Here is a 19,965-nt window from a genome sequence, read left to right as displayed (position 1 = left end):
TAGAGACGCAAGGGGTGTCAGACCCTAGATTCAGGACCAGGGATCACACATGGCTGTGTGTCCTTTCCCTAATGAATGACCTGGAGTGGCAGTATGAACAGTAACAACAATGCCTGGCTCAAAGAACACAATACGGTGCACTTGATGCACCCGATGCAAGATCCCAAAGCGCTGCATGAACAAAGGCCGTTGATCATCAAGTCCGGCGATGGCGTGCACATTACCGACGTTGACGGGCGTCGTTTTATCGACTGTCAGGGCGGGTTGTGGTGTGTCAATGCGGGTTATGGCCGACGCGAAATCATCGATGCAGTGACCAAGCAGATGGAGGAGCTTGCCTACTATTCGTTGTTCCCGGGCAGCACCAACGCACCGGCCATTGCACTGTCGCAGAAGTTGACGGAAGTGGCGGCCGAAGAGGGTATGGTCAAGGCATCGTTTGGTCTGGGTGGCTCCGATGCGGTGGAAAGTGCGCTGAAGATTGCACGTCAGTACTGGAAACTCGAAGGTCAACCTGACAAGGTCAAATTCGTCTCGCTGTACAACGGTTATCACGGCCTTAATTTTGGTGGCATGTCCGCGTGTGGCGGCAATGCCTGGAAAAGCAGCTATGAACCGTTGATGCCAGGATTTTTTCAGGTTGAATCACCGCACCTGTATCGCAACCCTTTCACCAATGATCCAGAGGAGCTTGCTGAAATCTGCGCTCAGATCCTCGAGCGGCAAATCGAAATGCAGGCGCCAGGCACCATTGCTGCGTTGATCGCTGAGCCGGTCCAGGGCGCCGGTGGAGTCATCGTCCCGCCTGCGTCCTATTGGCCCCGTTTGCGCCAGATCTGCGACAAGTACGACATTCTGCTGATCGCCGATGAGGTCATTACCGGGCTGGGTCGAAGCGGTTCGTTGTTCGGGTCCCGAGGTTGGGGCGTCAAGCCGGATATCATGTGCCTGGCCAAGGGCATCAGTAGCGGTTATGTGCCTTTGAGCGCAACACTGGTCAATTCGCGCGTTGCCCGGGCCTGGGAGCGTGACGCCGGTTTCACCTCGGTATACATGCACGGTTACACCTACTCCGGGCATCCTGTCTCCTGCGCGGCAGCGCTTGCTGCAATCGACATTGTGCTGGATGAGAACCTTGCAGAAAACGCGCGGGTGGTCGGCGACTATTTCCTCGAGAGGCTGCTGTCGCTCAAAGAGAAACACCGGGCGATCGGCGATGTACGCGGCAAAGGACTGATGCTGGCAGTCGAGTTGGTCAAGGACCGTGCGACCAAGGAGCCGTTCGGTCCTGCAGATGCTTATCCGTTGGCGATCTCAGAAGCCTGTGTGAACAATGGAGTGATGATCCGCACCATCGTTAACAAACTGATCATTTCTCCACCGCTGACCTTCAACAAAGAACACGTCGACGAAGTCGTCGAAGTGCTTGATCGCGCGTTCATCGCCAACCCCTGGTAAGCCGCTATCGACCAGCATTCACGGATGCTGGTCATTGTACGTCTACCTTGAGTATGAGTGCCCCCATGAGTTCAACATTGGAAATGGCGAATGATCTTCGCCGACGCTTGTCGAGCCTCGATGATGCAAGTCTCGATCTGCTGTTTCGCGAGGGGCGCAGCCACAATGGTTGGCAAGCGCGCCCTGTCAGCAGGTCGCTCCTCGAGGAGTTATGGGCTTTGGCTCAGTTTGCACCGACTTCGGTTAACTGCATGCCAGCAAGATTGGTGTTTGTCACCAGTGATAAGGGCAAGCAGCGGTTGAAGCCATGTCTGAGTCCAGGCAACGTCGAAAAAGTGTTAAGCGCACCAGTCACGGTGATTATCGGCTTTGACATGAACTTCTGGCGGCAGTTGCCCAGGTTGTTCCCCCATGCCGATGTGAGTGACATGTTCCGCAACGACCCCACGGCGAGCGAGGAGTGCGCCTTGCGCAACAGCTCCCTGCAAGCTGCCTGGTTGATGCTGGCAGCCCGGGCACTAGGACTGGATTGCGGACCGATGTCGGGATTTGATAGTCAGGCACTGGATGAGGCATTTTTTGCCGGCACTACAGTGCGCAGCAATTTTCTCTGCAATCTGGGATATGGCGATGTGAGCAAGTTGCATCAACGCTTGCCACGCTTGTCTTTCGATGAGGTCTGTACGTTTGCCTGATGGTGGATGGAACTGACCACGTGATGGCAGTGCCCGCCGTCGAAGGCGGGCACTGGTTTTGTAATCAGTTCAGGTTCCGCGCGCCACCCATATTGTCGTAATAGCGAGCGAACAGTTCGTTCTGGCAGGAAATGCCAAGCTTGGCATAGGCCCGTTTACGATGGGTCGCCACGGTATTGATCGAGATCCCAAGATTCAGACTGATTCCCAAGGTGGTATATCCCAGAGCGATGGACGCGCAAATCTGCGCTTCGCGTTGGGTTAACCCCCCGGTTGCCTTGAGCAATGTGTTGCGTAAGTCTTCATACATCTTTTCCCTGCGTTCCAGACTCAGTGTCGCCGGTTTTATCTCTGGCGTGTCCTCGCGATGCCTGAGCTCAAGCATTTGCGTATGCTTGCTCAACGTCTGTGCGAGGAACCCTCCCAGATACTGAAGCCTGAGCGTGTCCTCATGGACAAAGTCTCTTTGCTCGTCGCTGCGGTAAAAACTGCAGTAGAGGGTACGGTCGTCGATGGACGTTACCAAGGCTAGTTCCTGACGTACCAGCGCGTCATGATAAAAGCGCCGACGGTATCCCTGATCGCGGATATGCGCGGGAGAAACGCAACGTACCAGCATCGGGTGATTCGGGGTCAGGGCGGCTTGCCCAAAAATGATGTTTGGATCACGACGGAAGGCTCCATCGGTATATTCCTGAGCGAGGGTGCGTGTCACATTGCGGGCCTGGCTGTGCTGAGCCTCGGCAACCAGGCATTCAGGATTACCATGGTGATCGAAGCTGAACACGGTGCACTGGTCCACATTCAATTGATCTTGGCAAAAACTGAAGAAATTCTGCGAAAAATGGTTGTCGCCAATTCCGCCGACCAAATTTGCCATTTCATTCATGCCAGGGATCATGCTGGGTTCTCCTCACGCAAATTTTTTTGTTCTGTTTGGTTGCGGCTGGGTTCTTATCGCTGATTCAAGTGTGTAATCGCAATGCACGCATTCTTGAAATGTACGCATAAACCAGGCCATGGATACCGGCGTGGGGTTTCTCGTGGAACTTCAGGTAATACTTGCTGCTTGTGGCGACAGCTTCAGGGAAAACCTCTGATCAGGCTTTGGCACCCGCCAATGGCGGGCGAAAGCTGTCATGGGAACAGCAAGCCCTGGGTTTGATTGCACCCAATCAGGGCATTTCATCGCGAGCGATCCAGGGTTGCCTGCTACTGCCCGTGATTTTCTTTACCGATGGACCAGACCAGTAACATCGCAGCTGTTCGATAGGTAACACTTTTGTAGTAAATGCCCAGACTTTATCCCTCAGGCGAGTCCGAGTTGGCGTATGGCAAAGTCGCGCAACCGGTTTTTCTGGATCTTGCTCGAGCCGGTCATTCCGATGCTTTCGAAGTCTTCGACAATGCACAGATAACGCGGCACCTTGAAATTGGCGCAACGTGCCTTGCAAAACGCGATCAAGTCTTCGCTACTGGTGTTGGCTCCCTGCTTAAGGGTGACATAGGCCGCAGGAACTTCCCCCAGACGTGGGTCTGGCACGCCGATCACTTGTGCCAATTCGATCGCAGGGTGTTTGAGCAACACCTGTTCGACTTCCAGCGGCGAGACATTCTCGCCACCGACACGGAACATATCCTTGAGTCGACCGATGAACTGCAGGCGTCCGTCCGCGGACAGTGTCCCAAGGTCTCCGGTATGCAGCCAACCATCGCGCAAGGTGGCGGCTGTCTGATCGGGCAGTTTGTAGTAGCCCTTCATCAGGCTCCAGCCGCGAGCGCAGATTTCACCCGGTTGGTCCGGCGGCAGTGGCTGACCGCTGACGGGGTCGCGAACCTGAATGTCCAGTCCAGTGTGTGTTGTCATGGAGCCATTGAGACGCAAGTCCAGAGCTTCACGGTAATCGGAAAAGACCAGGTTCGGTGATGCTTCCGAGAGACCGTAGGCGTTGCAAATGTCCTTCGCGCCCATCTTCTCGACGACGTCATGAAGGATCTGCGGACTGGCTGCCGCCCAGCCTCCGCGCAGGCACAATCGATGAGAATCGAAGCCAGGTTCAGCGAGCATCATCAGAAACATAGTGTCGTTGCCCGAGGTCAAGGTGCACCGCTCACGCTCCATGATCGACAGCGCCTGAGCCGGATCGAAAGTTGTGGCGGTGACCAAGGTGGCGCCATGAACCATTGCGACCAGCAAAGACATGGTACTGCCGGCCACATGGTAAAACGGCCGCGGACTGAAGTAGCGATCCTCGGAGTGCACGCCCATGCGAACAGCCACACACTTGGCAATCCCGAGCATCGAGGCATGGCTGAGCATTACCCCTTTCGGAAAAGCGGTGGTCCCCGAGGTGAACTGGATCAACAACGTATCGTCGGGTTCGACTCTCCCGCGTGCTGCCGCCAATTCGGTAGGCTGGATATCGGCGCCAAGTTGAAGGAAGTCGGCCTCGCTCAGGCCAGCCCCCAGTACTCGTTGACCAAAAACAACCAGGTGCTGCAAGAGCGGCAGATTTTTTCCCGGCAGAGTGGTGTTTATCGCCGGTTCGATGTCCTTGAGCATGCCGACAAAATCGATCTTGTCGAGAAAGGTATCGACACAGAACAGTGCCCGCACATCTTCGTGGGCCAGGCCATAACCGAGCTCTTCGCCACGGAAGCGGGTGTTGAACGGTACGCAGACCAGACCGAGCGAAGCCGCTGCGTACCAGAGCACCGCCCATTGCACGGAGTTGCCCATCAGCAGGCCGATATGCTCCCCCGGTTGCAGGCCCAGCCCGAGCATGGCTCGAGCCGTGCTGTCGACCTGTTCGAGCAACTGGCGATAACTCAGGCGGCCGTCTTCGGCAATCAAGGCGTCGTTGTCGGGGGAGTGGCGGGCGATGTCATTGAGTACCGTCCACAGCGGACCGGGTAGCGGGGAAGTCGATACAGTCATGGGGTACTCCTCAGACGAAAGATGTCATGCCGGCACGCCAGGTGCCTTCGGTCAGGTTGTCCTCGATGGCGAGGATCTCGTGGGCCAGGGCGCCAAAACGACTGTCATCGGCGCCTTTGTCGATAGTACGTTTGGCGCTGCGGATGGCATGGGACGGCGCTGCGGCGATCTCTTGGGCCAATGTCTCGACGTAGAGGTCGAACTCACTGTGCGGCAGCACTTGATTGACCAGACCGATGGCTTTGGCTTCTTGAGCACTGACTTCACGGCCGGTGAACATCAGCTCTTTGGCGATTCGCCTGCCGACAATACGTGGCAGCCGTTGCGTGGCGCCGACCGTGCCCCAGCGTGCCTCCGGGTATCGAAAGGTGGCCTGGTCGCTGGCGACGATGAAATCGCAGGCGCTGGCTATTTCGCAGCCAGAGCCCACCGCCGGCCCCTGGATAACCGCGATCACTGGTATCGCCAATTCTTCCAGTGCGGCATACAGGGCGAAGGCCTTGATGCGTCGAGCGCGGATCTGGTCTTCATCCATCCCCTTGCGTTCTTTGAGATCGGCACCGGCACAGAACACCGGCCCGTTGGCACGTACTAGCAGCACATGGATATCGCTACGTTTGCTGACTTCACGGACGGCAAGGTGGAGTTCCAGGCACAACTGTGTATTCAAGGCATTGCGTGCCTGCGGGCGATTCAGGGTGAGTGTGGCGATATTTCCCGCCACTGTGACGCTGATAACACTGGGCAAATCGGGCTGAGTCATGGTTATACCGCTCCTGCGCGGTGCAAGGCGTCGATGTCTTGCGCGTTGTAGCCAAGGTCGTGCAACACCAAGTCAGTGTGCTCGCCCAACAGCGGCGGGCGGTTGGCCGTAGGGTTGTCGTAACCGCTGAACTGAAATGGCAACTGGATGGCCGGGAAGCGACCACTTTGCGGGTGCTCGAAATCGGCAAAGACGCCGCGGGCGCGCAAGTGTGGATCGATCACTACCTCATCCAGGGTTTTCAGCGGTCCTGCCGGTACGCCCGCGGCGTCGCAGGCAGCGCAAAGTTGATCCCGGGTCAGTAAGGCAATGGCGTCCGTCAAGGTCGCCATCACCTCATCGCGGTGCAGCACACGACCACTATTGTGTTGCAGGCGTGGGTCTGCTCCCAGCGACTCAAGGCCGAGCAGGGCGCAGAGCGGATGCCAGTGCTGATCGGCGCCGGTGATGTGCACGTAACCGCCGTCGGCACAGCGGAAACTGGCTGACGGAACACGGCCGGGATGTTCGGTGCCCAGGCGTTCGGGCACTTCATCCAAGGCAAAGTAGCGGGCGGCTGCCAAGGCCAGCAGGCTGATTTGTCCGTCCAGCATGGAGAAGTCAAGGTATGCACCCACGCCTTCCTTTTGTCTGCCCTGGAGCATGGAAACGATACCCAGCGCGATCCATAATCCCGAGCTCAGGTCCGAGACCGGTATTCCCGGTTTAACAGGGCCGCCATCTTTCTCGCCGGTGAGGCTCATGATGCCGCTCATGGCTTGGAATACGGTGTCGTACCCCTTGCGGCTGGCATAGGGCCCGGTCTGGCCAAAGCCAGTGCAGGAGACATAGAGCAGGCGCGGATTGAGTTCCTTGAGCATTGGCCAGTCCAGTCCGTAGCGCTTGAGCGTGCCCACCGGAAAATTCTCCAGTATCACGTCGGCTTCGCAGGCCAACTTCCGTACGATTTCCTGGCCTTCAGTCGTACGCAGATTGACGGTGATCGATTCCTTGCTTCGATTGAAGGCATAGAAATAGGCGCTGCGCTCACGGCCCAGTGCTTCGGCCTGGGCATCCTCGTCGAGGTGGTCGACGTTCTCGTCAGCCTGACGCACAAAAGGCTCATAGCCACGGGTCTCATCCCCATCACCCGGCTGCTCGACCTTGATCACGCGTGCGCCCAGTTCAGCGAGAATCATGCCGGCAAAGGGACACGCCAAGACACGAGCCAGCTCCACAACCGTTACACCTTCCAGAGGTTTCATGCTGGCGACTCCGTTTGGCGAAAGGCTCGCATCTGGGCATTCAACTGCTGACCGATCTTCAGGCCTTCGCTAAAGGGCAATTCGGTGACCCGGTGGAAAATGCCCTTGGTGGCTTGCATCGCCTGCACCGGATGCACGGCGATCTGTTGTGCCAGCGAATGGGCCTCGTGAAGCAAATCGGCGTCGGCCACGACCCGGTTGACCATGCCCAGTCGCTGAGCCTCATGGGCATCCAGGGTGCGCCCGGTGGCGACCAGATCGAAGGCGGCTTTGCGTCCGACATGCTCGACCAGTCCGGCCATGACAATCGCGGCGACGATGCCGTGCTTGACCTCTGGATAGCCGAAGCGCGCGCTTTCGCCGGCCAGCGCCAGATCGCAGGACAGCGCCAGGCCGCTCCCGCCGCCCATTGCGTAGCCATTCACGGCCGCGATCACAGGCTTACTCATCTGCTTGACCAGCCCCTGCAACTCGGTGGTCAGGGCGGCGCGGCGCTCCACCAGCGGTTGATTGTCCGGTGTCAGTACCGTGAACTCGCGGGTGTCGGCACCTGCGCAGAACCCACGACCGGCACCGGTGACGATAACGACCCGCACGAACGGATCGGCATCGGCCTCCTTCAAGGCCTGGACCAGCCCCTCGGTGAGTGCGAAGTTCAAGGCATTGAGTTTGTCCGGGCGGTTGAGCGTCAGCGTCTGTACGCCATCCCGGGTTTCGCGCAGAACGACCATGTGATCGGCCATAGAGAGTGCTCCTGTCAGGGTTGCATGGCGCGCAGGCGTGCAAAGGCCTGTTCGAGTTCTTCAATGAGTGATTGCATGATGGCCGCGGCGGGCAGAATTTGATGGATCAACCCGGCACTTTGCCCGGCTTCCACTTTGCCGTTGTTGACGTCGCCATCGAATGAAGCCTGTTTCAGGCTGGCCGAAGCCAGCAGTGCCGCGTAGTCGTCGGGAGCCACCCGGGGCATGCCGTCGCGTTCGGCCAGGGCAACGCGGTCGGTAAAAGCGTTACGCACACTGCGCACCGGTAACGATCCACGCCCGACCAGGACGGTATCGGCAATATCGGCGTCGAGGACCTTCTGCTTGTAGGCCGGGTGAAGGTTCGCTTCCTCGGACAACATGAAGCGCGTACCCAATTGCACGGCCTCGGCACCGAGTGCCAGCAGGGCGGCAATGCCGTAACCGTCGGCGACTCCACCGCCAGCTACGAGCGGGCAGTCGACCTCCTGCAACACGCGCCGTACGTTGACCAGCGTGCTCACTTCATTGGCCGGCGGATGACCGCCTGCTTCGCTGCCGACCACGACCAACCCGTCAACCCCTGCTGCGGCTGCCTTGCGTGCGTGCTCGACGAACGCGACCACGTGGAGCCATGTCGCGCCGTAATCCTTGAAACGTTGCAAGTGCGCCTTTGGCGAGCCTTGGCTGGCAATGATCACCGGGATCTGTTCGGCCACCAGCAAGTCCAGGACTTCCTCTGCGCCTTTGCGGTACAGCGGGATATTCACCGCAAACGGTTTGTCGGTCAGCTCGCGCACCTGGCGCAGTGTGCTCGCCAGGTCGGCCAGGCGCATCGGCCCTGCAGCGATAACGCCCAGACCACCGGCATTGGACACGGCGGCGGGCAGGGCTGCGCAACTCGAAGCCCAACTCATGCCCGCCTGAATGATCGGATAGCGGATGCCGAGTAAATGGGTCAGGCGGGTGTTGATCGACATGCTTCATTCCTCATCGTCATTCTCCGGACTCAGGTTGTACGGATTGTTTTTCTTGAGTTCGCCGTAGTACGCGAGGCTGTTGTTGTAGACGCGCTGCATCAACTCACGCAGTTGCGTGAGCTCGTTGGCCGATAAGCCGCTGAGCATGCGTTCGTTTCGTTCGAGGGAGTCATCGAGGATCCGGTGGACCATCTCTTTGCCTTCCGCACTCAGGCAGAGCAGTGCGCTACGCCCGTCCTCAGGGTTGGGTTGACGCTCGATCAACTCTCGTTTGGTCAGGTTGGTGACGATCCTGCTCATCTGGCTTTTCAAAACGCTGGCATGCTTGGCGACCTGAACCAGCGGCGCCTGTCCGAGGTAATCGAGAATCGCCAGGGTTCGCCACTCAAGCACCGTAATGGCGAAATGCTGAGGGATGGTCATGGCGGCGATACGACTCGACAGGCCAGCTAGACGTTGCAGCTGGACAGAGAACAGATCGCGCATGTCCGTGGTGACTTCAGGTTCTCGAGCGGTGGCTGTGGTTTTTTTCATGTGGCACCAAAGGCTATTTAGGGAAAGGAATTAGCCTCTCATTGTTTGGGAGTGCAGAGCTGAGCTCAACCGTTGAAACGTGATTGCTCGCGCAATAGCGCCAGACTTGCGTCCAGCCCTATGGCGAAGGCTTCAAGCACCAGATCGACTTCGGCGTCGGTGATGATCAACGGTGGCGCGAACACCACGCTGTCGTTCAGCGAGCGGGCAGTCACCCCATTGGCTTCGGTTTGCTGGGACACGCTCAAGCCGACTTTCCACTCTTTCGGGAACGCAGCCTTGCTGGCTTTGTCGGCCACCACCTCGACGCCCCACATCAGGCCTGCGCCGCGCACCTCGCCCACCAGAGGATGGTCGGCCAGCTTGCGCAAGCCGGCACCCAGACGTGCGCCGACCTGCTGGGCGTGAGACGGAAGCTGGCGCTCTTCATAGATGTTCAGACATTCCAGTGCGACGGCCGCCGGGACCGGATGGCCGCCGTAGGTAAAGCCGTGACCGAAGATGCCGATTTTTTCGCTTTGGCTTTTCATCGCCTGATACACCGGCTCTGAAATCATCAGCGCGGAAATAGGCAGGTAGGACGCCGAGAGTGCCTTGGCGCACGTGATCATGTCGGGTTGCAGGCCGAAGGTTTGCGAGCCCCACCAGTTGCCGGTACGACCGAAGCCACAAATGACTTCGTCTGCCACCAGCAAGATGTCGTAGCGCTTGAGCACCTGTTGGATTTTTTCGAAATAGCCTGTCGGTGGCGTGATTACGCCTCCTGTGCCCATCAGCGGCTCGGCAAAAAACGCACCAATAGTGTCGGCACCTTCGCGCTCGATCAACGTCTCCAGTTCCGCAGCCAGGCGGGTGGAGAAGGCTTCTTCGCTCTCGCCCGGCAATCCTTCGCGGTAGTAGTGCGGGCAAGTGACATGCAGGAAGCCAGGCAGCGGCAGGCCGAAATCCTGGTGCAAGTGCGCCAGCCCGGTGAGGCTGGCACTGGCGATGGTTGTACCGTGATAAGCGCGATTGCGGCTGATGATCTTGCGGCGTTGTGGCTGGCCAATGGCGCTCCAGTAGTACCAGACCAGCTTGATAGCGGTGTCGTTGGCTTCGGAGCCCGAGCAAGCGAACAACACTTTGGACATTGGCACCGGCGCCAGCGAAATCAAGCGTTCTGCCAATTGGATCGCCGGTTCGGTCGAGCGGTGCGCAAAGTTCTGGTGATAGGGCAATTGCTTCATTTGTCGCAGCGCGACTTCTTCCAAACGTGTCTCGCTATAGCCCAGCGCGGCACTCCACATGCCAGACATGGCGTCCAGATACTTTTTGCCTTTGTCATCCCAGGTGTAGATGCCCTCGCCACGGACCATCACGGTCGGACCGACTTTTTCATGGTTGGCCAGGTTGGTCTGGCTGTGGATGTGAAAAGCGATGTCGCTGGCGTGTAATGAGCGTGACATGGCGGTACTCCGTTCGGGTAGTGCGACTTGCGTCGTGGGTGCAATTGTTGTCGATGGGGTGATTTCAATATGGTTGACAATGTGAATCATGTGGTTCATGTTGTCAACCATCTTCTGGCGCTTCATGCTGATGAAGAAAAACGACCGGAGACACGGTCGAGCTGATGGAAAGCTGCGTTAAGGTTTGATCTTTATCTCTGCCTAATAACAAGTCCGCGCTCATCGGGCGCTAGAAACAGGAGATGGAAAATGTTCGACACCCTGAAGTTTTCAGCAGTAAAGCGTCATATGTTGGCGGTCGCGGGCGCAGCGTTGATCGCGCCGCAGGTGTGGGCGGCCGATCCGTCTACGGTGACCGTCGCGGGCTACGGTGGCGGCCTGCAAGATGCGTTGATCGCCACATTGTGGAAGCCGGCGGTAGAGAAGGCTGGATTGAAGCTTCTTACCGAGTCTCATGACGGACAACCCGCTGTGCGCCTGCAAGTGCAATCCGGCAAGCCCGCCTGGGATGCCATTCATATCGGCGCCAATGACTGCGCAGCACTGGCCAAGCAGGGAATGCTCGAACCCTTGGACTATTCCGTAATCGATGCCAAAGGTGTACCGAGCCTGGCGCGGGACAAAAACTGGATCGCGACTAACAGCTATTCGGTGGTCATGGGCTGGCGAACCGACAAATTCAAGGATGGCCCGAAGAGTTGGAAAGAGTTCTGGGACGTGAAGAAGTTTCCGGGACGCCGTGCGCTTTCAGTCGCGCCAGATGAAATGCTCGAGGTCGCCTTGCTGGCCGATGGCGTGCCACGGGATCAGCTCTACCCGCTGGATATCAAACGTGGCCTCGCCTCGCTGGAAAAGATCAAACCTTACGTCGCTGTCTGGTGGACCTCCGGTGCTCAATCCGCGCAACTCATCAAGGATGGCGAAGTCGATCTGATCGCAATCTGGAGCAGCCGTGTCGACTCCGTGGTGAAAGACAAAGCGCCGGTGGCCTATACCTATGAAGACGGTCTACTTGGTTATGGCTGCATGGCGATCCTCAAAGGCGCGGGTAATGTGCCAGGCGCTCAGAAGTTGATCGCCAATTCCGTATCGGCGCCCATTCAAGCGCGGATTCCGACCATGATGGGCTACTACGGCCCGACCAATAACCTGGCGTTCGAACAGCCCGGTGTTCCGGCCGATGCGCTGAGCAGCTCAAACATGTCACCGGCCAACAGGGCCAAACAAACCTTGATGGACGCGCGCTGGTGGGGCGAACACGTCACCGACGTTCAGGAAGACTACAAAGAACTCATTGCACGGTAATTGTCGTTTTTGTGGAGGTCGGTGTTATGCAAGGCAATATTGCGATTCGGGATGTCTACAAAGGTTACGGATCATTTACCGCAATTGATCATGTTTCCCTGGACGTCCATCCTGGTGAGTTTCTGACACTGCTCGGCCCTTCGGGGTCGGGGAAAACGACCTTGCTTAATGTGTTGGCGGGCTTCATTCGCCCGGACTCGGGAAGCATCAAGGTCGATGGCGTGGAGTTCCTCACGTGTCCGCCACACAAGCGCGATATCGGTATGGTATTTCAGAACTATGCGTTGTTCCCGCATATGACGGTTGCAGAAAACGTCGCTTATCCCTTGCGCTTGCGCAAGGTCAGCGGCGCGGAGCGAACCCGCAGGGTCAAGGCCAGTCTGGAAATGGTGCAGATGGACCACCTCGGTGAGCGCGGTATCCACCAGCTTTCAGGTGGTCAGCGTCAGCGCGTCGCGCTCGCCAGGGCAATGGTGTTCGAGCCAAAGATCATGCTGATGGATGAACCGCTTTCAGCGCTCGATAAAAATCTGCGCGAGCACATGCAACTTGAACTCAAACGCCTGCATGCCCGATTGGGCATGACCACTATTTATGTCACTCACGATCAGAAGGAAGCACTGACGCTCTCCCACCGCATTGCGGTATTGAACAAGGGCAAATTGGCGCAGCTGGATACACCGGATGCGCTTTATGAGCGACCGAAGGACCGCTTTGTCGCGGGTTTCATTGGCGAAAGCTGTTTTTTCCCCGTGGAGGAGGTTGGCGACGCCGTGTTGTTCCAGGGGCGGGCACTGAAGCTGCCATTGGGAACGGCGCTCAAGCATTCACAGCGACGCGTGCTGATGGTGCGACCTGAGCGCCTGCAATGGCAGGCGCCGGCCGATGTCGGCGCGATGAACCGGATCGACGCGGTGGCGCGCGATGTGGTCTATCAGGGTGACAGCTATCACGTCGGTCTGGTGTTGGCCGACGGGAGCGAGCTCACCGCTCGTCATCAAAAGGGTTTTCGCGATGTAGCGGTCCCGACACCCGGTGCAACGGTCCAGCTATGGCTGCATGCCGAAGACACCTTGCTGGTGACGGAGGGCGCATGAATGCCGATCTTCCCCCTCGTCCAAAGCCTCGGAGGGTTACGACCATGAAAGAAGTCAGTCTCACCGGCCGCACCGGCAACGGTGCCAGAGGCGCCGAAGATCCCATGGTCAGCCGCTTGGCGATGGCCGAACTCAAGGAGCGCTGGGCGCTTCTCTCCTTGACACTACCCGGTTTCATCCTGGTGTTCGTGGTGTTGGCGGTGCCCTTGGGTTGGTTGTTCTGGTTGTCGGCCTTCGATAGCAGCGGAGCGCTGACACTGGACAATTATTTGCGCTTACTACGGCCGGTGTACCTGAGCAGCTTCCTCATTACCTTCCAGATGGCGTTCTGCGTCACGCTTGTTTGCGTGCTGCTGGGGTATCCGCTGGCGTACCTGCTTTCGCAGTTGCCCGACCGTGCCAGCCAGATTTGCATGGCCTTCGTATTGTTGCCGTTCTGGACCTCGATACTGGTGCGGACCTACGCCTGGCTCGTGTTGTTGCAGCGTCAAGGCGTCATCAACAACTGGTTGCTCGATCTGGGCCTGATCCATGAACCACTGGCACTGGTGAACAACTTCTTCGGAACCGTCGTCGGCATGGTGCATGTCATGCTGCCGTTCATGGTGCTGCCGCTTTACGACAAGATGAAAAACATCGACCCGCTGTTGATGTCGGCGGCCGCCAATTGTGGCGCAACGCCGTCCCAGGCGTTCCGTCAGGTCTTCCTGCGGTTGTCGCTGCCTGGCCTGGCTTCGGGCATCACCCTGGTTTTCGTAATTTGTCTGGGCTTTTACCTGACGCCGGCTTTGTTGGGTGGAGGCAGAGTGTCGATGTGGTCAATGAAAATCAGCGACACCATTGCCCTGTACGGTAATTGGGGGGCGGCGAGTGCGCTGGGCGTTGCCTTGCTGGTCGCCACGGTGTTGATCCTTTGTGGGATGCGCAAGTTGTTCGGGCTCAACGATCAAGGGAGAAACAGCTGATGCTCAAGCTCAATCAAACGGTGACGCCGACGCAGATCACTCATGCGCATCGGCTCTGGTTATACGCGCTCGTCGGGTTGATCCTGCTCTTCCTGATCATTCCGTGCCTGATTGTCATCCCTATGTCGTTCTCCGCCTCGCAGTACCTAGAATTTCCGCCGCGGGAATGGAGCCTGCGTTGGTACGAGGCTTATCTGGGATCGCCGGAATGGATGAGGGCGACCTGGGTCACGGTAAAAGTGGCGGTTATGTCGACCTGTATCGCCACGGTGTTGGGCACGCTGGCCGCCTACGGGCTGTCGCAAGTACGCGGTGGTATGGTAAAGCTGGTCAACAGCCTGATGATGCTGCCCATGCTGGTTCCGATCATTCTGGTCGCGGTGGGTGTGTTTTTCGTCTACTCGCGTACCGGACTGAACAACTCCATCACGGGCCTTGTGCTGGCGCATAGCGTGCTGGCGATCCCCTTCGTGCTGATCGCCGTGGGCAATGGTCTCCAGGGATTCGACATGAATCAGGAAATGGCGGCACGCAGCCTGGGTGCGTCACGTCCCTGGGCCTTTCTGACGGTGACGTTGCCGCAGTTGCGGCTATCGATCTGTTCTGGAGCGTTGTTTGCCTTCATCGCCTCATTCGATGAGGTGGTGATTGCGCTGTTCATTGTAGGGGGCGAGAGCTCGACGCTGCCCCGACGCATGTTCGCCAACATCCGCGATCAGATCGATCCAACTGTGGCAGCGGTTTCCACTTTGATGATTGTCCTGTCGATCCTGCTCCTGGTGGCGATGCAGTACATCAAGCGCCTGGAGCGTCGTCAGCAACATTAATTTGATTTCTTTAGTGCTTGATGAGGCGTGAGCTGCCTATGTCCCTTTGGAGACATAGGCAGCATGCGCGGTGCATTCGAAGATGGCAGTCGGGGAATTTGCCCTGAACGAGTCATTGGAGGATCACCGCGTGGACAGACCGACAACATCAGCGCCGACGGCGGCGGCAGTTACCCCCTCAGGGATCAGCTATCAACATGTGGAAAGCGGTTACTTTGAACAACGTCGCCTGCAGCGTCATGCAGGCTTTTTCACCCTGCTGACTCTCGGCGTTGGTGCGGTGGTGGCGGGTCAGTATTCCGGCTGGAACCTGGGCTTGGCTCAGGGCTTCGGCGGCATGTTTTTAGCCTTGCTGATCATTGCCGTCATGTACCTGTTTCTCTGCTCGTCAATCGGCGAAATGGCAGCTGCACTGCCGCATACCGGCGGTGCCTATTCTTTTGCGCGTACCACAATGGGCCCTTGGGGTGGTTTCAGTACAGGTCTTGCCGAGAACATCGAATTCATTCTGGCCCCCGCCGGCAACATGTTTTTCATGGGGGCCTACCTGACCGCCATTTTCGGCACCGGACCAGAATGGCAACCTGTCTGGTGGGTGGCCGGGTATGCCTGCATGTTGCTGCTTTCGAACCGGGGGTTGGGGGTGTCGATGCGCGCGGTCGTGCTCATTACCCTGGCGGCGGTAGCGGTGTTGGTGGTGTTCTTTGTTGCGGCTTACCCGCACATGGATTTCACCGGCAAAGCCCTGAATCTTGCGGTTGATGCTGCAGGCAAGCCTGTCGAGGTGGCTGGTGGCAATGGACCATGGCTGCCGTTCGGAATGACTGGCGTCATGCTTGCGTTGCCGTTCGCCGTGTACATGTTCCTGGCCATCGAGCAATTGCCGTTGACGGCCGAGGAGTCGCACAACCCGACCCGCCATTTGCCGCTGGCATTGGTCTGGGGTACCGTGATTCTTGCGGTACTTGCGCTGGGTGTGTTGTTTTTCAGTGCATCAATCGGGGGCGGCAGCTTTTTCATGAGCACTTCGTCGGAGCCGCTGCTCGATGGCTTCAGAGAGATTTTCGGGCACACCGCGAGCAAGCTGTTGTCAGCGGTGGCGGTGCTTGGTCTGGCGGCGTCGTTCCTGGCGGGCAGCTTTGCCGCAGGGCGCAATATCTATTCACTGTCGCGTGCCGGCTACCTGCCGACCGGGCTGTCGGTTACGCACCCGACCCGCAATACGCCAAACATTGCGTTGGCTACCGGGGCCTTGGCGGCGTTGGGTATCCTGATGTTGTGCTGGTTCACGTTCGGCAAGGATAACAACCCGCTGATGGGCGGCATCCTGGTTAGCATGATCGTCTTCGCGGGAATGATTTCCTACATCTTGCAAAGCGTCGCCTATATTCGTTTGAAACGCTCCTTTGCGAATTTGCACCGGCCTTATCGCAGCCCTTACGGGATATTCGGAGCGGTTGCGGTGATCATGATTGCGTTGGCAACACTGACTTACCAGTTTCTTGATCCACTGTACAAATGGGCTGCACTCGCCGCGGCCTGCTGGTACCTGATCGGGATTGCCTATTTTGCATTCTATCGTCGCCATCGTCTGGTGTTGTCGCCTGAAGAAGCATTCGCCGTGAGTGGCGGTCGTAAAGGAAATCCGCAATGAGTAAAGTCGAGCTATCCAAAGGTAATGGCCGTCTGGCCGGTAAAGTGGCCATTATCACCGGCGGTGCTGGTGGTTGCGGTGCTGCCGCAAGCCGGTTGTTCGCGGCGGAAGGGGCCAAGGTGGTCATTATTGATTTGAATGGTGATGCTGCCGTCAATCTGGCGTCGCAGATTATTGCTGATGGCGGTCAGGCGCTGGGGTTGGGCGCCGATGTCTCGCAAGTGGTTCAGGTTCTCGAAGCTGTCGCTCGGGGGCTGGCTGAATTCGGCCCGGCAGATGTGCTTTTCAACCATGCAGGCACGCTGATCGTGAAACCTTTTCTGGACGTGCAGGAGCATGAGTGGGACTGGCTTATGGCGGTTAACGTCAAGAGCATGTACCTGGTCACTCAGGCGGTGCTTCCACAAATGATTGCCAAGGGCTCGGGCAGTATTGTGTGCACCTCGTCGATCTCCGCGCAGTACGCGACCCCGGGTGAGGTTGTGTACAACGCCAGTAAGGGCGCCTGCCAGATGTTCGCGCGAGCCATTGCCGTCGAGTTTCGCGATAGAGGTATTCGGTGCAACGCGGTGGCACCAGGATTTATCCGTACCCCTCATGGGGAGCGGGAAATGCGGGATTTGCAGGCCATGGGCGTGGATGCCAGTGAGGGGGCGATCAGTCAGCAGCAGGGGCGTCTGTGCGAGCCCGAAGAGGTAGCGCGGGCAGCACTGTTTTTAGCCAGCGATGACGCGTCGTTTGTGAGTGGTACCCAGCTGTTCGTGGATAACTGTTTTTCCGCGGTATAAGTCATTCGTGGCAGGATATGTGCTCGTTTTTATCGCGAGATTTAGAGTGCGCTTATGCAGCGTGGCGCACTGGATAAAGACAAGGGGATGGCATGACAACTTCAGTTCCGGAGCACAGGCGTAGCATGGATGCCGCGCCCGTCCTCAGTGCATGGCACACGGCGACGCCCGGTTTGGTCGCACAATTGCAGAGTGATGGCTTTGCCCGACAGTTGGACGAGGCACTACGGGCACTCGTTGATTTCGACCAAAGCTGTGTGCTGTTTTACCCATCGGGCGGCTCGCCACTGTTACTGCATGACAACTTACAAGGCATTTCCGAGCCAGGTGCGATGCACAGCTATCTCAGCGGTACCTACTTGTTGGACCCGGTCTACACGGCCTGTGCGCATGGCCAGGCTACAGGCCTTTACCGCATGAGCGAATTGGCCCCTGACGCCTTCTTCGAGGGTGATTATTTCAATTCGCCGGACGTGCACCCCTGTATCTCCATGCAATCGGGCACGTTGGCCGAAGAAATCGTATTCATCTGTGCTTTGCCAGGCATTGGCCATCTGGCCTATTCATTGATGCGACTGAATGCTTCACCGGTGTTTTCAGCTGCGCAGTTTGAAGGTTTCCAGTGCAGTCAGGCGATGGTCAACGTTTTACTGCGTCGTCACTATCAGGACGTATGTACCCATGTCGATAGCAGTGGGGTGGCGTTAAGAGAGCATTTGAACAGCGCTTTTTCCCGCTTCGCCGCTGATCAGCTAACCCCTCGTGAACAGTTGATCGTCAGCATGATTCTGCGTGGGCACTCCAGCCTGTCGATCTCGCTGCACCTTGGCATTGCAGAGGGCACGGTGAAAAACCACCGCAAGCACCTGTATTGCAAGCTTGGCATTTCCAGTCAATCCGAGTTGTTTCATCTCTTTGTGAATTTTGTCCTCAGCCATACTGCGAGTGTCCCGACCAACGCAGGTGGCGCGATAAAGTTCCACGAAGCTTTTGCCAATTAGTTAGCAATTGCTTTCACCTTTTGGGCAACGCCATGAGGGGGCAGGAAAATGGCTGAACAGATAGGGGCCAACTGCAGCGAGGAGGCTGTTGCTGGCCCTTGATTGTCACTGTTCAATCGCCTTATCAGGGCATACAGGATGCTGTAGCTTGAAAGGTTTGCTCGCACAAGGAACTCAAGCTTCGCCAGCGGCAGCAGTGATGATGATTTCCACAAGAATGTCAGGGCTGGTCATCTCGACTTGGCCGGTTGCCCTTGCCGGGGCAGCACCCTTGGGAATCCATTGTTCCCAGGTTTCGTTCATGGCTGAAAAATCTCGCGTCACGTCCTTCAGCCAGATCTGTGCGCTGAGGATACGGGACTTGTCGCTGCCGATTTTAGCCAGTGATGTTTCAATGTCCTCGAGGGTTTCGCGGACCTGGCTATGGATATCGCCGCTGAGGTTCTTCGCGATTGCGCCAGCAAAATAAGCGACGTCGCGGTGGACAACGATGTGGGACATGCGGGCAGTGGTGTCGATGCGCTTGATCGAGGATGGCATGGATAGCTCCGTTTACGTATGTTTAGGCTGATACAAGTTGTTGATACACAAGCCTGGCAGCAGCAAGATCTTCCAGTGCGCTACCTACAGCCTTGAACAAGGTCCGTTCACTGTTGGTAGTTCGGGCTGAACATTCAGCACGACAGAGCTGGGCCAGATTGCCGCGCAGGTCTGTTTTTTGCAGACTGCCATCTGCAAAAGCATTGAGCAGATCACCCGATTTTGTGGGTGCCTCTTCGGTATCCACCCAGACACTGGCGTTCGCGAAGCACGCTGGCTCCGCCTCTGTCATCTGCGGTGTGAAGCTGCCAATCAAGTCAAGATGGCTGCCGGGTGCGAGCCAGTCGGCAAGGATCAGTGGTGTCGTGGCAAGGGTGGCGCAACTGACGATATCTGCACTGCGAACACTCTCTTCAAGGTTCGATACCGCCATTGCAGGCAAACCTTGTTGACGCAGTGCCAGGGCGCAACGCTGGGCGCTCTCCACATCGATATCCCATATGGCAATGCTCTCCAGTTGACGCACCGCGGCCATGGCCGGAGCGACCAGGCTGCCGACACGACCCGCGCCGACTACCAGCAACGAATGCGCGTCACGACGTGCCAGATAATCCGCGCCCAGTGCGGCGGCGGCCGCAGTCCTGCGTGAGGTGATTTCGTTGCCGTCGAATAGAGCGAGGGGTACACCTGTGCGCGCGTCATACAGGATGTAGGTCGAATGCAAGCCGGGTATTCCTTTATCCTGATTACCCGGGTAGATGTTGACCACTTTGACACCGTAGTAGCCAACATTGTCCCAAGCCGGCATCAGCAGGGAGATTCCCGCGTCCACGCCATGCCCAATAGTGTGAGTATGGCGCAGTGGAACCTCGGCACCTTCGATGAAGGCTTCTCGCAAAGCATTGATGAGCAGGGGGAAGGGCAGTAGTTGCTTGAGCACCGAAGCATCGGGTTGCAGCATGGGAGCACTCGCGGTTGAGGGTTGAAA

At 57.7% G+C, this 19,965-nt stretch carries 19 protein-coding genes; 9 read left to right on the top strand and 10 right to left on the bottom strand.

Going from position 1 to position 19,965, the window contains the following annotated elements; all coding sequences use genetic code 11:
* Positions 1-93 precede the first annotated feature (93 nt).
* Both KGB27_RS01035 and KGB27_RS01030 read left to right on the top strand, forming a co-directional pair.
* A complete protein-coding gene (locus KGB27_RS01035) occupies positions 94-1,458 on the top strand; it encodes an aminotransferase class III-fold pyridoxal phosphate-dependent enzyme (protein ID WP_223552544.1) in 1,365 nt (454 codons plus the stop codon).
* 65 nt (positions 1,459-1,523) lie between these two features.
* Positions 1,524-2,153 carry a malonic semialdehyde reductase gene (locus tag KGB27_RS01030; protein ID WP_263289117.1) on the top strand — a complete coding sequence of 210 codons (630 nt, stop codon included), beginning with the start codon at positions 1,524-1,526 and terminating at the stop codon, positions 2,151-2,153.
* A 64-nt stretch (positions 2,154-2,217) separates the two neighbouring features.
* On the opposite strand, the gene KGB27_RS01025 is transcribed toward KGB27_RS01030, so the two are convergent.
* The 8 genes from KGB27_RS01025 to KGB27_RS00990 form a co-directional block, all read right to left on the bottom strand.
* Positions 2,218-3,054: a helix-turn-helix transcriptional regulator gene (locus KGB27_RS01025; RefSeq protein ID WP_223552543.1), complete on the bottom strand. Its 837-nt coding sequence runs from the start codon at positions 3,052-3,054 to the stop codon at positions 2,218-2,220.
* A 408-nt stretch (positions 3,055-3,462) separates the two neighbouring features.
* Complete coding sequence (locus KGB27_RS01020) at positions 3,463-5,091, bottom strand: AMP-binding protein (RefSeq protein ID WP_223552542.1); 1,629 nt, start codon at positions 5,089-5,091, stop codon at positions 3,463-3,465.
* Positions 5,092-5,101: 10 nt separating this feature from the next.
* A complete protein-coding gene (locus tag KGB27_RS01015; RefSeq protein ID WP_223552541.1) occupies positions 5,102-5,854 on the bottom strand; it encodes an enoyl-CoA hydratase/isomerase family protein in 753 nt (250 codons plus the stop codon).
* 2 nt (positions 5,855-5,856) lie between these two features.
* Positions 5,857-7,098, bottom strand: a complete 1,242-nt coding sequence (locus KGB27_RS01010) for a CaiB/BaiF CoA transferase family protein (protein ID WP_223552540.1) — start codon at positions 7,096-7,098, stop codon at positions 5,857-5,859.
* On the bottom strand, positions 7,095-7,841 hold the full coding sequence (locus tag KGB27_RS01005; protein ID WP_223552539.1) for an enoyl-CoA hydratase/isomerase family protein: 747 nt from the start codon (positions 7,839-7,841) through the stop codon (positions 7,095-7,097). The genes KGB27_RS01010 and KGB27_RS01005 overlap by 4 nt, the downstream gene beginning before the upstream one ends.
* A 14-nt stretch (positions 7,842-7,855) precedes the next feature.
* Positions 7,856-8,821, bottom strand: a complete 966-nt coding sequence (locus tag KGB27_RS01000) for an NAD(P)H-dependent flavin oxidoreductase (RefSeq protein WP_223552538.1) — start codon at positions 8,819-8,821, stop codon at positions 7,856-7,858.
* 3 nt (positions 8,822-8,824) lie between these two features.
* Positions 8,825-9,355 carry a MarR family winged helix-turn-helix transcriptional regulator gene (locus KGB27_RS00995; RefSeq protein WP_223552537.1) on the bottom strand — a complete coding sequence of 177 codons (531 nt, stop codon included), beginning with the start codon at positions 9,353-9,355 and terminating at the stop codon, positions 8,825-8,827.
* Between the two features lie 65 nt (positions 9,356-9,420).
* Positions 9,421-10,800, bottom strand: coding sequence for an aspartate aminotransferase family protein (locus KGB27_RS00990; protein ID WP_223552536.1), 1,380 nt, complete (start codon positions 10,798-10,800; stop codon positions 9,421-9,423).
* 249 nt (positions 10,801-11,049) lie between these two features.
* Here KGB27_RS00990 and KGB27_RS00985 point away from each other — a divergent pair, with 249 nt between their 5' ends.
* From KGB27_RS00985 to KGB27_RS00955, 7 genes are all read left to right on the top strand, one after another.
* Entirely contained in the window at positions 11,050-12,105 is a 1,056-nt protein-coding gene (locus KGB27_RS00985) for an ABC transporter substrate-binding protein (RefSeq protein WP_223552535.1), read from the top strand.
* Positions 12,048-13,202 carry an ABC transporter ATP-binding protein gene (locus tag KGB27_RS00980; protein WP_223552534.1) on the top strand — a complete coding sequence of 385 codons (1,155 nt, stop codon included), beginning with the start codon at positions 12,048-12,050 and terminating at the stop codon, positions 13,200-13,202. Before KGB27_RS00985 ends, KGB27_RS00980 begins: the two co-directional genes overlap by 58 nt.
* A 44-nt stretch (positions 13,203-13,246) precedes the next feature.
* Positions 13,247-14,167: an ABC transporter permease gene (locus tag KGB27_RS00975; protein WP_223552533.1), complete on the top strand. Its 921-nt coding sequence runs from the start codon at positions 13,247-13,249 to the stop codon at positions 14,165-14,167.
* Complete coding sequence (locus KGB27_RS00970; RefSeq protein ID WP_223552532.1) at positions 14,167-14,994, top strand: ABC transporter permease; 828 nt, start codon at positions 14,167-14,169, stop codon at positions 14,992-14,994. The genes KGB27_RS00975 and KGB27_RS00970 overlap by 1 nt, the downstream gene beginning before the upstream one ends.
* A gap of 70 nt (positions 14,995-15,064) precedes the next feature.
* Positions 15,065-16,648: an amino acid permease gene (locus KGB27_RS00965; RefSeq protein ID WP_223552531.1), complete on the top strand. Its 1,584-nt coding sequence runs from the start codon at positions 15,065-15,067 to the stop codon at positions 16,646-16,648.
* Positions 16,645-17,436: an SDR family NAD(P)-dependent oxidoreductase gene (locus KGB27_RS00960; protein ID WP_223552530.1), complete on the top strand. Its 792-nt coding sequence runs from the start codon at positions 16,645-16,647 to the stop codon at positions 17,434-17,436. The genes KGB27_RS00965 and KGB27_RS00960 overlap by 4 nt, the downstream gene beginning before the upstream one ends.
* A gap of 92 nt (positions 17,437-17,528) precedes the next feature.
* A complete protein-coding gene (locus KGB27_RS00955; protein ID WP_223552529.1) occupies positions 17,529-18,437 on the top strand; it encodes a helix-turn-helix domain-containing protein in 909 nt (302 codons plus the stop codon).
* 174 nt (positions 18,438-18,611) lie between these two features.
* On the opposite strand, the gene KGB27_RS00950 is transcribed toward KGB27_RS00955, so the two are convergent.
* Positions 18,612-18,977 carry a RidA family protein gene (locus tag KGB27_RS00950; RefSeq protein ID WP_223552528.1) on the bottom strand — a complete coding sequence of 122 codons (366 nt, stop codon included), beginning with the start codon at positions 18,975-18,977 and terminating at the stop codon, positions 18,612-18,614.
* 22 nt (positions 18,978-18,999) lie between these two features.
* Entirely contained in the window at positions 19,000-19,938 is a 939-nt protein-coding gene (locus KGB27_RS00945; RefSeq protein ID WP_223552527.1) for an ornithine cyclodeaminase family protein, read from the bottom strand.
* Between the last annotated feature and the right edge of the window lie 27 nt (positions 19,939-19,965).

The organism is Pseudomonas sp. BF-R-01, assembly GCF_019946615.1.
GTDB classification, from domain to species: Bacteria; Pseudomonadota; Gammaproteobacteria; order Pseudomonadales; family Pseudomonadaceae; genus Aquipseudomonas; species Aquipseudomonas migulae.
This window is presented reverse-complemented; position numbering and strand designations above follow the sequence as displayed.

What these genes read in the sequence shown, in the direction of transcription:
- KGB27_RS01030 (WP_263289117.1), top strand. Translation starts at nt 1,524, where the DNA reads ATGAGTTCAACATTGGAAATGGCGAATGATCTTCGCCGACGCTTGTCG.
- KGB27_RS01035 (WP_223552544.1), top strand. Translation starts at nt 94, where the DNA reads ATGAACAGTAACAACAATGCCTGGCTCAAAGAACACAATACGGTGCAC.
- KGB27_RS01025 (WP_223552543.1), bottom strand. Translation starts at nt 3,054, where the DNA reads ATGATCCCTGGCATGAATGAAATGGCAAATTTGGTCGGCGGAATTGGC.
- KGB27_RS01000 (WP_223552538.1), bottom strand. Translation starts at nt 8,821, where the DNA reads ATGTCGATCAACACCCGCCTGACCCATTTACTCGGCATCCGCTATCCG.
- KGB27_RS00960 (WP_223552530.1), top strand. Translation starts at nt 16,645, where the DNA reads ATGAGTAAAGTCGAGCTATCCAAAGGTAATGGCCGTCTGGCCGGTAAA.
- KGB27_RS00945 (WP_223552527.1), bottom strand. Translation starts at nt 19,938, where the DNA reads ATGCTGCAACCCGATGCTTCGGTGCTCAAGCAACTACTGCCCTTCCCC.
- KGB27_RS00990 (WP_223552536.1), bottom strand. Translation starts at nt 10,800, where the DNA reads ATGTCACGCTCATTACACGCCAGCGACATCGCTTTTCACATCCACAGC.
- KGB27_RS01005 (WP_223552539.1), bottom strand. Translation starts at nt 7,841, where the DNA reads ATGGCCGATCACATGGTCGTTCTGCGCGAAACCCGGGATGGCGTACAG.
- KGB27_RS01020 (WP_223552542.1), bottom strand. Translation starts at nt 5,091, where the DNA reads ATGACTGTATCGACTTCCCCGCTACCCGGTCCGCTGTGGACGGTACTC.
- KGB27_RS00955 (WP_223552529.1), top strand. Translation starts at nt 17,529, where the DNA reads ATGACAACTTCAGTTCCGGAGCACAGGCGTAGCATGGATGCCGCGCCC.
- KGB27_RS01015 (WP_223552541.1), bottom strand. Translation starts at nt 5,854, where the DNA reads ATGACTCAGCCCGATTTGCCCAGTGTTATCAGCGTCACAGTGGCGGGA.
- KGB27_RS01010 (WP_223552540.1), bottom strand. Translation starts at nt 7,098, where the DNA reads ATGAAACCTCTGGAAGGTGTAACGGTTGTGGAGCTGGCTCGTGTCTTG.
- KGB27_RS00950 (WP_223552528.1), bottom strand. Translation starts at nt 18,977, where the DNA reads ATGCCATCCTCGATCAAGCGCATCGACACCACTGCCCGCATGTCCCAC.
- KGB27_RS00970 (WP_223552532.1), top strand. Translation starts at nt 14,167, where the DNA reads ATGCTCAAGCTCAATCAAACGGTGACGCCGACGCAGATCACTCATGCG.
- KGB27_RS00985 (WP_223552535.1), top strand. Translation starts at nt 11,050, where the DNA reads ATGTTCGACACCCTGAAGTTTTCAGCAGTAAAGCGTCATATGTTGGCG.
- KGB27_RS00995 (WP_223552537.1), bottom strand. Translation starts at nt 9,355, where the DNA reads ATGAAAAAAACCACAGCCACCGCTCGAGAACCTGAAGTCACCACGGAC.
- KGB27_RS00975 (WP_223552533.1), top strand. Translation starts at nt 13,247, where the DNA reads ATGAAAGAAGTCAGTCTCACCGGCCGCACCGGCAACGGTGCCAGAGGC.